The following is a 12,434-nucleotide window of genomic DNA, read 5'->3' as shown; positions in this document are numbered from 1 at the left end:
ACCCTTCGTCAAACTACTCAGCTTTTGAAATTAGCCCAGCAGTTTCAGTACCGACGACGGCAGCTGGTTGGCCTGGGACAGGATCGCGGTGGAAGCCTGTTGCAGGGTTTGCTGCTTGGTCAGTTCGGCAGTTTCAGCCGCGAAGTCAGCATCTTGCACACGGCTGCGGGCAGCAGTGGAGTTTTCGCCGATGCTCTGCAGGTTATCGACGGTGCTGTCGAAACGGTTTTGAACAGCACCCAGCTGAGAACGCTGGCTGTCCACCTGCTGGATTGCGCCATCAAGAGCCTGGATGGCTTGCTGGGCGCTCGCGGCATCCAGGATGCTCAGGTCGTTGACCGAAGTATTCATAGTCACTGCGTTGGTGGTACCAGCGCTCAGACCCAGAGCAGCAAGACCGGTGCCATTGCTACCATCTGCAATTACGATGTTTTGGTCAGCGAACAGACCCAAGGTACCGTCGTCGTTTACAGAGGCAGTAACGCCGCTGCTCGAGCTGTTAATTGCTGCAGCGATGGCCGCCATGTCGTCGTCTTTCTTGAATTTAACTTCGACATTATTGACGGTGATCGAAGTAGCCTCGGTCAGCTTGGCCTTGGTGTTACCAGAGGTCAGACCCAAGGTGTCCAGTGCGCCAGCGCTGTTATTTTCCAGCTTGATGTCTTTGCCATCGGCCGAGGTCAGAATCAGACGACCATCAGCGCTGGCGCTAGCGGTCACACCAGTGGCCTTGGTCCCATCACCAGAACCCACACCACCAGCACCGTCATTGATCGAAGCAACGATCGAGCTCAGGGTATCGCCAGCCTTAAAGCTGAACCCCTGACCATTAACTTTGATGGAAGCATCGGAAGTCAGGCCAGTAGTGGTCGTAACAGCAACATCACCGCCAGCAGTGCCGTAACCAAACGCGGTTGCAACAGCTGCACTAGTGGAAGCGCCCAGGGTGAAGTCAGTTTTCGAACTCAGGCTGAGAGAGCCAGTGCCATCGCCGTTATCAGCAATTTTGGCAGTTACGCCAGTCGAAGAAGAGTACTGGTTAACTTTATTTACGACATCTTCAAGGGTATCAGTTGCTGCGAGACGGATTGCAGAACTGCCAATGACCAAGTCACCGGCTGCGCCAATTGCCTGGACCCCCATCTGCACCGTACCATCGGTGTCAGTAGTACCAACAATTGCGGTAGCGCCAGCTGTCAGACCAACTGCGGCCAGAGTACTGGCATCACCAGCGAGCGCCATGTCGGCACCGGTGTTGTTGAGGCGCAGCACACCGCCCTGGTTCGATGCAGTGATGCCGGTGACACCTGCAGCATTGATCTTGGTAACGATGCTATCCAGATTGTCGGTTGCAGCCAGATCAACATCAGTAGTGCCAATGGTGATTTTGCCAGCACCAGTAGCGCCCAACGTTTTTTCTTGAGCAACAAATTTCGCGGAGCTTACGTCGTTGGCGTTGGAAGTAATTACCCCAGCCTTGCCTGTGACAACAGCGCTCAGCTTGTTGGTACCAGCATCTACCGACGCTTCGTTATAGGAACCTTTCAGCTCACTAGCGCTAACGCTCTTCATACCGAACGAGATAGTTTCGTTCGCATTCGCGCCAACTTGGAAGCTGGTGCTGGTGAAAGTACCATCCAACAGGTTACGACCACCGAAAGTAGTGGTGCTGGAAATACGGGTCAGTTCGCCCGACAGCGCGGTGAACTCTTGCTGCAGCGAGGTACGGTCTTCATCGCTGTTCGAGCCGTTCGCCGATTGCAGAGCCAGTTCGCGCATACGCTGCAGGATGTTCGTGGAAGCTTGCATCGCACCTTCAGCGGTCTGGGCGATGGAGATACCGTCGTTGGCGTTTTTTACGGCAACGTTGAGACCGCTGATCTGACTGGTCAGACGGTTGGAAATTTGCAGGCCAGCGGCGTCGTCTTTGGCGCTGTTAATTTTCAGGCCAGAGGACAGGCGGGACATGGAGGTGCCCAGCGCGTCGGAAGCACGGTTCAGGTTCTTCTGAACGCCCAAGGAGGTGATGTTAGTGTTAACGGTCAAAGCCATGACGAATTCCTCGTTGTATGGATACTGCGGCTTCCGGCCCTGGCGACAGCCGGGTGTGGCCTAGAGAACCTTCGTAATGGTTATCGTCGGGTGCGCGGGTTGCTTGAGGGGTTTTTCAAAAAAAAAATACTGGCATGGGGCCAGCCCTGAGAAATCAAGGGGTTAAGGGCGGTTTATTGGCGTCAAAAACTGTTCGAACTGGGGCTGAATGCCTCATCCCGTCTGTAGGAGCGGGTTCACCCGCGAACACCGGCAAAGCCGGTGCCATAGACCGAGCTGCCTTCTTCGCGGGTGAACCCGCTCCTACGACGGGCTGCGTTAGGCAGAAGTTTATTTTCGGCAGAAAAAAAGCGCCGGGCGGTGGCCGCCGGGCGCTTTTGTGGGCTGACCGGGGGATCAGTCGCGGTACAGGATGGCCGAGCCCCACGACAGGCCCACGCCAAAACCACTGATCGCCACGCGCTTCCAGTTGCCATCGAGCATGTGCTTCTGCAGCAGCAGCGGAACACTGGAGGACACCGTATTGCCGGTTTCCAGCATGTCTTTGACGAACTTCTCCGGGTGTTGCTCTTCAAAGCGTCGCGCCACGGCGTCGACAATCGCCGCACTGCCCTGGTGGATGCAGAAGGCGTCGATATCCGACGACTTCAGGCCGCTGGCATCCAGCAGCTCGTGCAGGTGCGCTGGCACCTTGATCAGGGCGAAGTTGAATACCTGGCGGCCGTTCATGAAGAACTTGCCGTCGCTGACTTTCAGGTGCTCAGCCCCGGAACCGTCAGTGCCGAAACGCGCCTGGCCCAGGTTCCATACCGCGTTTTCACCCATCCAGGTTGCCGTGGCGGCGTCGCCGAACAGCATGGTGGTGTTGCGATCTTCCGGGTCGACGATCTTCGAATACGGGTCGGCGGTGATCAGCAGGCCGTTCTTCAGGCCTGCCGCCTCCATGAAGCCTTTGATCGCATACAGGCCATACACATAGCCGGAGCAGCCCAGCGACACGTCGAACGCTGCCACGCGGGTAGACAGGCCAAGTTTGCTCTGGACGATGGCTGCGGTGTGCGGCAAGCCTTCTTCGTCGCCGTTCTGGGTGACCACGATCAACGCATCGATCGATTGCGGATCAAGGTCGGGGTTGCTGGCGAACAGCGCCTGGGCGGCTTCTACGCACAGGTCGGAGGTTTCTTGCTCTTCGGCCTTGCGCGGCAGGAACGACGCACCGATCTTGCCGAACATGAACTCTTCGTCCTTGCCGAACTTCGCACCCTGAACGTAGTTGTCCAGGCCAGCGGTGGGCACGTAACTCGCAATGCTTTTGATGCCAATCATTCTGGCTTCCCAATGAAAACAGCCAAAGACCACCACTCGATGAATTGAGGGCGCCAAATACCGGAGCGGTCACCGCCAGGGGTTGTAGGCAGGGCTCGCCTGCGCACCGGTAACAAAATGCTGCAACAGCTGCTGCATAGAATACAGGGAAGATGAGCGTTTTGACTCATTGGTCACATTGAAATGCTACGAAAGCCGTGGTGAGGATGTGGGGACTGGGGAATTTGCGGAATGACCGGGCGAGCACTGGACCCCGAATGATCAGCTTCGCAGCAAATATCGATGGGGCCGCTTCGCGGCCCTTTCGCGACGCAAGGCCGCTCCCAAAAATACGCCACCTCCAGGAGAGAGGACGACCTGTGGGGGGCCTTGTGTCGCGATAGGGCTGCGCAGCAGCCCCAGAATCAGGCAGGCAGATTAGATCTTGTCGAACAGGCTTAGCTGAGAAATGCGCGCAAACGCCAGCTGCGAAGCTTCAAGCATGGCCTGCTGCAGGGTCAGCTGAATGGTTGCCGAGGCCATGTCAGTATCGCCAATGGCACTTTGTGTGCTTTGGTTGGCCAGCCCCAGGCTTTCGTTTTCCTGCGCCTGAATATCCAGCGAGTTGCCTCGTGCACCGATCGAGCCACGGGTAATGTCGATACGATCCCGGGCACTGGCCAGGTTGGAAATCGCCGAGTCGGTGGCGGTTTTCAGTGCAGCCTGCGCCTCGGGCGTGTCCAGCGGCTTTTCCAGAGCGCTGCGTAGCTGACCAAGGGTATCCAGTACGTTCTGCGTGCGATGGGTATTGGCATTGACCGAGAACTGGTCGCCTTGCTTCGGCGCGCTGTCGAACTGGTAGGTAACGCCTGCCACCGTCACTGCGTTGCCCGCCCCTACTGTGCCCGAGCCAATCGGCTTGCTTTCGGCACTGTACGGCTGCGCATACAGAGAATACTCGGTGTCGCTGGTGAAGCGGATCACCGCGCCGTTGCTTGGGAAGGTGCTACGGTAAACTTCCGGGTCGGTAACGCTGGTGCCGGTCACCTGCGCCGTCGACGGGTTGCCCGCGCTACGCGTCGCCGTGAGGGTATCGGGCTTGGCTTCGAGGGTGAACACATGGCCGGCAACGACGGCGTCAGCATCGTCACCTTCCACTAGGTTCAGATTGATCTCGAAGTCGACACCGCGCAGCGAGATCATCTTGCCGCCTTCGGTATTGACGTCGAACTTGCCCTTGCCGGCGGTTTCATTGGTGATGTCATTGCCGGCGGCATCCCTCACGCTGTACTCGGTGGCACTGGTGAAGGTGACAGAATACGGCTGACCAGCGGCAAACTGATTGCCGTAGGTGGCGGCCGAGGTCAACAGGCCGCCAGACAGCAATACCTTGCCGTCATCCGGCGACGGTGCTACCAGGCTCGACTGGGTGCGGCTGTTATTGGTGGCCTGGTCGAAAATGCTGTAGCCGGTGTCGTTGGTCGCCAGGCGCAAGGTGTCGGACACCTGCAGGCTCAGCTGGGTCTGGTCGCCCTGGTAGCTGTAGGTGCCGTCGGCGTTGCGCACATAGGGCGGGGTCGACGACTTGGAGCCGCCAAACATGTAGTCGCCGTTGGCATCGCGCGAGTTCAGCAGACCGAACACGTTGGCTTCGATTTCCTTGATCTCGCTGGCGATCGAGGTACGGTCGGCATCGCTCAGGCCCCCGTTACCCGCCTGGATCGCCAGCTCGCTGGCACGCTGCAGGGCATCGTTGATGGTCGATAGCACGCTCTCTTCCTGCAGCAGGGCGTTCTTGACCGTGGTCATGTTGCCGCTGTACTGCTCCAACAAGGCGCTCTGTTGCTGCAGCACCAGCAAGCGCGCAGCGCCGACCGGGTCGTCACCGGCCGACTGGATGCGCGATTTGGAGGTGACCTGTTCGGTAATCTTGGCCAAGTTGGAGTAGTTCTGGGAGTAGCTAGTGGCGCTGGTCTCATAGAACTGAGCAGTTGAAATACGCACGGTCCGCTACTCCTTACAGGGCGTTGATCAGGGTGGAGAAGGTTTCTTGCGCCGCCTTGATGATCTGCGACGACGCTGTGTAGTAGTGCTGGAACTTCACCAGGCTGGCCGCTTCATCATCGAGGTTGACGCCCGACACTGCGCTGCGGCTTTCGGTCGCAGACTTGAGCACTGCCTGGGTCGCCGTGGTGTCAATGGTGGCCTGGCTGGCCTTGGCCCCTACCCGCTCGACCAGCGAGGCGTAGGCCGAGGTGAAGCTGGTCCCGGTGCCAGAATTGGTGCCCACGGTCGACTTGGTCTGCAGGTCCAGCAGCGCGTTAGCATTGCGGTTGTCCGCCTTGCCGTCGGCATTAAACGACAGGGTAAAGCTGTCATTGGCCGCAGGGCTGCCGCCAATGGTGGTTTCGACGGCAAAGGTACGCGGGTTACCGCTGCCATCCAGAATCGGGTCGCCAGCCCCATCCAGCATCGGCACGGCGATGGACAGCTTGTTGTCCTGCCCCGGTACCACGCTGCCAGTGCCAATCTGGGTGCCCTTGGCATCGAACAGCTTGTAGCCCTGGGAGCCACCGCTGGCAGCGTCGAACACCACACGCACCGGCATCGAATCGCGAATCGACTGCTGGATCAGCGCGGTATCGGCACCGCCGTAGATGTCCAGCGACTCGCTCAGGGTCGGCTGGGTGATGGTGCCAGTACCGCTGTTGCCACTGCCCGAAGTAGCGCTGACGGGCCCGGCGAAGGCCAGCTTGTTGGCATCGGTCAGGGTCGTGGTAATGCTACCGGCAGCTGCACGGGTGGGGATGACCTTGAAGCTGTCACCAGCCGCCAGACCGCCGCCTTTCAACGCCAGACTGAAACCGTCGATCACGGGTGCCGGGTCGGCATTCAGGTCGAAGCTGCCCATGTCGGTGCCGTCGGAGCGGCGCACACTGTACTGGTTGGCGCTGGTGAACTTCACCTCGTAGTCGTAGGTGGTCAACGCACCGCTGTTGGCGATGGTGACATCCAGGTTGCCGGAGCCGGCACTGTTGTTCGACGAGGCCAGGCTGCGCTGGGCAATGGCGGTGGCGCTGTTGATGCTGGAGAACAGCGAGCTGCCGAACTGGCCGTTGGCATCCAGGCCCTGCCCCAGCTGGCCGTTGATGCTGTCGGCAACCACCAGGGCAACGCGACCGAGTTCGTTCATCGACGGCGTCAGCACGTCCTGGCGATAACGCAACAGGCCACCAATGGCGCCACCGGACACCACCGAGGTCACGTCCGAGCTGAACGAGTCATAGTTGATTCGCAGGGCAACCTGGCTCTTGTCAGCCACACCCGGCTCCACCGACAAGGTGTTGGCCTTGGTGCCAGTGACCAGCGACTGACCACTGCCCAGGTACACATCGTAGTTGCCATCACGCTCCTGCACCGTCACCCCTACCAGCTCATTGAGCTGGCGCACGGCTTCGCTGCGCGCATCCAGCAGGCTGTTGGGGGTGTTACCGGAGGCGCTGGCCGCGGTGATCTGCTTGTTGTACTCGGCAATGTTGGCGGTGAGTTTGTTCACCTGGCCGGCCATGGTGTCGAGCTGGGAGTTGATCGTAGCGTTCTGTTGAGTCAGCTGGGTGCTCACCGCGTTGAAGCGGTTGCTCAGGGTTTGCGCCTGGGTCAGCAGCAACTGGCGCGAGGCAACGTCACCCGGCTTGGCCGCCGCAGTCTGCAGGGCCGAGAAGAATGCGGTAAGGACCGAGCTGATACCGGTATCACGGTCTGCCAGCAGCTTGTCGACACTGGTGATCTGGTCCTGGAACGTCAGCGAGTCTGCCTGCAACGAGGTGGCCGTCTGCAGTTGGTTGTCCAGGTAGGAACTGTAGATGCGACGCACATCCGCCAGCGTGGTCCCGGTACCCAGGAAACCGGCGCCAATGTTGTGCGAAGGCCCCGCCGCCTGAACTGTCTGCTGGCGCGAGTAGCCACTGGTCGCGGCGTTGGCGATGTTGTTACTGGTTACCGACAAGGCAGCCTGGCTGGCACTCAGGCCACTCAGGCCGATGGAAATCAGGCTCGACATGATTTAGTCCTTTTATAAGTTCGTGGTTCTGCCAGCCATGGCGTATTGCGGGGTTGACTGCATTTGCTGGGCAATGCTGATGATCTTCTTCGCATAGCCCGGGTCGGTCGCATAACCTGCCTTTTGCAGCTCTCTTGCAAACTGCTCAGGGTTATCGGCCGCATCCAGCGCACCTTGATAGCGAGAATTGCTCTGCAACAAGGTGACAAGGTCGTGGAAGCTGTCCTGGTACGAGTCGTAGCTGCGGAACGCTGCGGTTTCCTTGACGAACTGGCCATCGCGGAATTCGCTGGTGATCGCCCGCGCCTGATCGCCTTGCCAGTTGCCGGTGGCTTTGATGCCGAACAGGTTGTGGCTGCTGCTGCCGTCGCTGTTGCGCATCACCGACTTGCCCCAACCGGTTTCCAGCGCGGCCTGGGCCACCAGGTAGCGTGGGTCGATACCAATGCGCTTGGCGGCCTGCTCGGCCATTGGCAGCATGGTGGCGACGAAGGCGTCGCTGTCGATGAAAGCCTTGTTCGGCGCCAGCGGCGGCTGGGCCACGGCGCGGCCGACAATGCGCAGGCCGTTGTCCGGCACGGCGAAGGCCTTGGCCACTTGCTGGCCGTCACGGGCTGGCACGGCGGCGTTGTTGGCGGTTTCCGCCGATGGCACGATACCGGCCAACAGGCGGTCGGTGAGCTTGCTGGGCAAGGCCAGGCGCCGCGCATTGAGTGCTGCAACGTCATTGCGGGTAGCGGACGAGGCCATGGTATGCACCGGCTCCGCCACCTTGTTGCCCCACAATGCCGGGCCACTGCTATCGACGCGCGGGAACGGGCTGGTATTGACCGACGCACTGCGACCCTTGGTCAGCTGGCGTACCAGCACGTCCTGCAGGCCGATGCCGCCCCCTTCGCGAGACATGCTTACGGCCAGCTGCTGGTCGTACATGTCGCGGTACTGTTTGACCGTTTCGGTGTTCATCGGGTTGTCGTCGGCCAGCACGTCACTGGCCTTGCGCGAGGCCTTGAGCATTTCACTGATGAACAGCGACTCGAACTCCTGGGCCACCTTGCGCACATTGGCTTCGCTGTCGCGGTCGCCGTGCTTGAGGGCACTCAGGCGGTTGAGGTCGGTATAGGCGCCGCTGTCGGCACTACCGGATACCTGGCTTTTGATATTCATCCGTGCCGTCCTCAGATCACGATCAGGTCGGCCTGCAAGGCACCGGCCTGTTTCAAGGCTTCGAGAATCGCCATCAGGTCTCCGGGCGCTGCGCCCACCTGGTTCACCGCGCGGACGATTTCGTCCAGCGTGGTACCCGGGCCGAACTTGAACATCGGCTTGGCTTCCTGCTCTGCATTGACCCGCGAGCGTGGCACCACAGCCGTCTGGCCATTGGAGAAGGCCCCCGGCTGGCTGACGATCGGGTCTTCGGTAATGGTCACGGTCAGGCTGCCGTGGGTTACCGCCGCCGGCGACACCTTGACGTTCTGGCCGATGACGATGGTGCCGGTTCGCGAGTTGATGATGACCTTGGCCACCGCCTGGCCCGGGTCGATTTCGAGGTTTTCGAGGATCGACAGATAATCCACGCGCTGGCTTGGGTCCATCGGCGCGCTCACCCGTACCGAACCACCGTCCAAGGCCTGGGCCACGCCAGGGCCGAGCAGGTCGTTGACCTTGTCCACGATGCGCTTGGCGGTCGTGAAGTCGGGGCGATTGAGGTTCAGGGTCAGGGTATTGCCCTGGTTGAAGCCGCTCGGCACCGCACGCTCGACACTGGCACCACCCGGAATACGGCCAGCCGACGGCACGTTGACAGTGATCTTCGAGCCGTCACGGCCCTCGGCATCAAAGCCGCCCACAACCAGGTTGCCCTGGGCAATGGCGTAGACATTGCCGTCGATACCCTTGAGCGGGGTCATCAACAGGCTGCCGCCGCGCAGGCTCTTCGAGTTACCAATCGACGACACGGTAATGTCCACCACCTGGCCCGGCTTGGCGAACGGTGGCAGGTCGGCATGCACCGACACTGCGGCAACGTTCTTCAGCTGCACGTTGCCGGAACCGGCCGGCACCTTGATGCCGAACTGCGACAGCATGTTGTTGAAGGTTTGCAGGGTGAATGGCGTCTGGGTGGTCTGGTCACCCGTGCCATTGAGGCCCACCACCAGGCCGTAACCAATCAACTGGTTGGAGCGTACGCCAGAGATGCTGGCAATGTCCTTCAGGCGCTCGGCCTGGGCAGCGAAGGCACAGGACAAAAGCAGGGTTGCGGCAATCAGCTGCCTTACGTTGAACATGGTCATCCGTACTCAGAAAGGCCAAAGCGGGCTGATGAAGAAGCGGTCCAGCCACCCGGGCTGGCTGGCATCGGCAAACGAGCCCGTGCCGGAATAGGTGATGCGCGCGTCGGCCACGCGGGTGGACGGCACGGTATTGTCAGTGGCGATATCGTCAGCGCGGACCATGCCGGCAATGCGCACCAGCTCTTCGCCGGTGTTCAAGGTCAGCCACTTCTCGCCGCGCACGGCGATGATGCCGTTGGGCAGCACTTCGGCCACAGTGACGGTGATCGAACCGGTCAGGGTGTTGCCCTGGGTGGCCTTGCTGTCGCCCTTGGTGGCACGCTCGCCGTTATAACCAGCCTCCAGCGACAGATCACCACCGCCGAACGGGTTGTTGGTGTTCGGTGTGCTGCCGAACAGCGAGGTCAGGCCGATATTGGCCGAGCTGTTCTTCTGGATCTGCGAACCTGCGTTCTTGCTGGCCGAGGTTCTCTCGTTGAGGGTGATGGTGATGATGTCACCCACCCGGAACGCCTTGCGGTCGCTGTACAGGTTCTGCTCAAAACCGGCCTGGTAGATCGAACCGTTGTTGGCCGCTGCCGGCAATGGGGTGCGCGGCAACACCGGCGCATAGTACGGGTCGTTGGGCCGGGGCGTCGGCGCGACGCAACCTGCCAGCAACACCGCCCCCCCCAGGGCGAAAACGGACAACAGACGATTCATGACGCTTACCTCACGGGTGCAACTGAGTGACAGGGCTTAGAGCTGTTGAGTAACGAACGACAGCATCTGGTCGGCCGTGGAAATGACCTTGGAGTTCATCTCATAGGCACGCTGGGTGGTGATCATGTTCACCAGCTCTTCCACGGTGCTGACGTTGGAGTTCTCCAGCGTCTGCTGCAGGGTGGTGCCAAAACCGTTCAGGCCTGGGGTGCCGACCTGAGGTGCGCCACTGGCGGCGGTCTCAAGGAACAGGTTGTCGCCGATCGCCTGCAGGCCGGTCGGGTTGATGAAATCGGCGGTCTGGATGTTGCCGATCACCTGTGCAGCCGGGTTGCCGGCGGTGGTGATCGACACGGTGCCGTCCTGGCCAACGGTGAAGGTCTGCGCGTCGTTAGGCACGACAATGGCAGGCTCCAGGGCGTAGCCGTTGGCGGTGACGATCTGGCCATCGGAGTTCAGGTGGAAGGTACCGTCACGGGTGTACGACACGGTGCCGTCCGGCTGCAGGATCTGGAAGAAACCACGGCCGTTGACTGCCATGTCCAACGGGTTTTCGGTGGTTTGCAGGCTGCCGGCAACAAAGCTCTTCTGGGTGCCCACAATACGCACACCGGTACCGACCTGCAGGCCCGAGGGCAGCTCGCTGTCCTGGGTCGACTGGGCGCCAGGCTGGCGTTTGATCTGATAGAGCAGGTCGGCAAATTCGGCGCGGTCACGCTTGAAGCCGGTGGTCGAGACGTTGGCCAGGTTGTTGGAAATGACCGTCAGGTTGGTGTCCTGGGCGGACAGGCCGGTTTTAGCGACCCAAAGAGCCGGAAGCATGTAAGTTCTCCTCGTGCGCCTGTTTTACGGCACCCGTTCAAAAGTGATTAGCCGATTTGCAAAACCCGAGCCATGGCTTCGTCGCCTTCCTTGGCCGTGTTCATCATCTTGACGTGCAGTTCGAACTGGCGGGACAGCGCCAGCACCGAGGTCATTTCCTCGACAGCGTTGACATTGCTGCCTTCCACGAAGCCAGCCACCACCCGCACATTGACGTCTGCATCGGCCGGCTGGCCGGAAGTGGTATGGATCAGACCGTCCAGGCCCTTCGTCAGGCCTTTGGTGTCCGGGTTGACCAGTTTGATGCGATCGACCTCGGCCATCACCCGCGGGTCTTCACCCATGGAGCGGATGCTGATGGTGCCGTCGGCACCCACTTCCACTTTCTGCTCCGGCGGGATGGCGATCGGGCCACCGTTGCCGATCACTGGCATGCCATTGCCGGCACGCAGCACACCGAGGGCATCGATGTTCAGGCTACCGGTACGCACATAGGCTTCGCTGCCGTCCGGCGCCTGCACGGCAATAAAGCCTTTGCCGGTCACCGCCACGTCAAGGTCGCGGCCGGTTTCGACCAGCGGGCCTTCACTGAAGTCGGTGGCCGGGCGCTCGGTCATGGCGAAGGCGCGCGCCGGAAAGCTGTCGCCGAACACCGGCATCGAACGGGCCTGCTCCAGATCGCGCTGAAAACCGTTGGTAGAAATGTTCGCCAGGTTGTTGGCGTGGGCCTTCTGCGCCAGCGCGTTCTGGCTGGCGCCGGTCATGGCCACATAAAGCAACTTGTCCACAGTTTCTCCTCTGCGCGCAGTTACCGCGCTGTCACTGGGTGGTTCAAAGCAATAATCGAACCAAGTCTGAAACACCCGGTTTACGGGGCTTTCAGCGTGGCGAGGGGCAATAACCGTCAGTTTGTCGGCGGATGTTTGCCGCCTGCGGCAAGGGCTTGCTCAATGGGCGCGGCAGGCGGCGTTGTTGTAGGGGCCGGAATGGCGCACCCAGCCTTTGCCCGGGTTGTGGGCCGAGCACAGGTAGCGGCCGGTGACCAGACTTTGCCATTGATAGAACGGGGCGGGGGCGGCAGGGGCCGGCAGAACCAGCACCAGCAAGGGGAACAAGGCCAATAATGACAGCCGCTTCATTAGCACGAACCTTCAAGTTCTTGGGGCCGCGTTGCGACCCCAATTACAGACACCACAGCA

Annotated in this window: 10 protein-coding genes; all 10 read right to left on the bottom strand. The window is 60.6% G+C overall.

Features of this window, described 5'->3' with window-relative positions; translation table 11 throughout:
- Positions 1-30: 30 nt before the first annotated feature.
- Positions 31-2,052, bottom strand: a complete 2,022-nt coding sequence (locus ACE4QZ_RS09555) for a flagellin (protein WP_410480431.1) — start codon at positions 2,050-2,052, stop codon at positions 31-33.
- 396 nt (positions 2,053-2,448) lie between these two features.
- A complete protein-coding gene (locus ACE4QZ_RS09550; protein ID WP_103462195.1) occupies positions 2,449-3,378 on the bottom strand; it encodes a ketoacyl-ACP synthase III in 930 nt (309 codons plus the stop codon).
- A 417-nt stretch (positions 3,379-3,795) separates the two neighbouring features.
- Positions 3,796-5,361: a flagellar hook-associated protein 3 gene (locus tag ACE4QZ_RS09545; protein WP_103462194.1), complete on the bottom strand. Its 1,566-nt coding sequence runs from the start codon at positions 5,359-5,361 to the stop codon at positions 3,796-3,798.
- 13 nt (positions 5,362-5,374) lie between these two features.
- On the bottom strand, positions 5,375-7,417 hold the full coding sequence (flgK, locus tag ACE4QZ_RS09540; RefSeq protein WP_103462193.1) for a flagellar hook-associated protein FlgK: 2,043 nt from the start codon (positions 7,415-7,417) through the stop codon (positions 5,375-5,377).
- 12 nt (positions 7,418-7,429) lie between these two features.
- Entirely contained in the window at positions 7,430-8,584 is a 1,155-nt protein-coding gene (gene flgJ / locus ACE4QZ_RS09535; RefSeq protein WP_103462192.1) for a flagellar assembly peptidoglycan hydrolase FlgJ, read from the bottom strand.
- Positions 8,585-8,595: 11 nt separating this feature from the next.
- Positions 8,596-9,705 (bottom strand): flagellar basal body P-ring protein FlgI, encoded by a 1,110-nt coding sequence (locus ACE4QZ_RS09530; RefSeq protein ID WP_103463134.1) that lies wholly within the window; start codon positions 9,703-9,705, stop codon positions 8,596-8,598.
- A gap of 12 nt (positions 9,706-9,717) precedes the next feature.
- The gene (gene flgH, locus ACE4QZ_RS09525; protein WP_103462191.1) at positions 9,718-10,413 is read right to left on the bottom strand and encodes a flagellar basal body L-ring protein FlgH; all 696 of its coding nucleotides are present in this window, start codon (positions 10,411-10,413) and stop codon (positions 9,718-9,720) included.
- 36 nt (positions 10,414-10,449) lie between these two features.
- On the bottom strand, positions 10,450-11,235 hold the full coding sequence (gene flgG, locus ACE4QZ_RS09520; protein WP_103462190.1) for a flagellar basal-body rod protein FlgG: 786 nt from the start codon (positions 11,233-11,235) through the stop codon (positions 10,450-10,452).
- A 47-nt stretch (positions 11,236-11,282) separates the two neighbouring features.
- A complete protein-coding gene (gene flgF / locus ACE4QZ_RS09515) occupies positions 11,283-12,023 on the bottom strand; it encodes a flagellar basal-body rod protein FlgF (RefSeq protein WP_103462189.1) in 741 nt (246 codons plus the stop codon).
- Between the two features lie 159 nt (positions 12,024-12,182).
- Positions 12,183-12,374, bottom strand: a complete 192-nt coding sequence (locus ACE4QZ_RS09510) for a hypothetical protein (RefSeq protein ID WP_003254464.1) — start codon at positions 12,372-12,374, stop codon at positions 12,183-12,185.
- Between the last annotated feature and the right edge of the window lie 60 nt (positions 12,375-12,434).

It is taken from the genome of Pseudomonas sp. DCA-1 (assembly GCF_046523955.1).
Lineage (GTDB): Bacteria > Pseudomonadota > Gammaproteobacteria > Pseudomonadales > Pseudomonadaceae > Aquipseudomonas > Aquipseudomonas putida_Y.
This window is presented reverse-complemented; position numbering and strand designations above follow the sequence as displayed.

Bases quoted from the DNA above. Each gene is read 5' to 3' on its own strand.
- flgK (WP_103462193.1), bottom strand. From the start codon at position 7,417: ATGTCGAGCCTGATTTCCATCGGCCTGAGTGGCCTGAGTGCCAGCCAG.
- flgH (WP_103462191.1), bottom strand. From the start codon at position 10,413: ATGAATCGTCTGTTGTCCGTTTTCGCCCTGGGGGGGGCGGTGTTGCTG.
- flgJ (WP_103462192.1), bottom strand. From the start codon at position 8,584: ATGAATATCAAAAGCCAGGTATCCGGTAGTGCCGACAGCGGCGCCTAT.
- ACE4QZ_RS09555 (WP_410480431.1), bottom strand. From the start codon at position 2,052: ATGGCTTTGACCGTTAACACTAACATCACCTCCTTGGGCGTTCAGAAG.
- ACE4QZ_RS09530 (WP_103463134.1), bottom strand. From the start codon at position 9,705: ATGTTCAACGTAAGGCAGCTGATTGCCGCAACCCTGCTTTTGTCCTGT.
- flgG (WP_103462190.1), bottom strand. From the start codon at position 11,235: ATGCTTCCGGCTCTTTGGGTCGCTAAAACCGGCCTGTCCGCCCAGGAC.
- ACE4QZ_RS09550 (WP_103462195.1), bottom strand. From the start codon at position 3,378: ATGATTGGCATCAAAAGCATTGCGAGTTACGTGCCCACCGCTGGCCTG.
- ACE4QZ_RS09510 (WP_003254464.1), bottom strand. From the start codon at position 12,374: ATGAAGCGGCTGTCATTATTGGCCTTGTTCCCCTTGCTGGTGCTGGTT.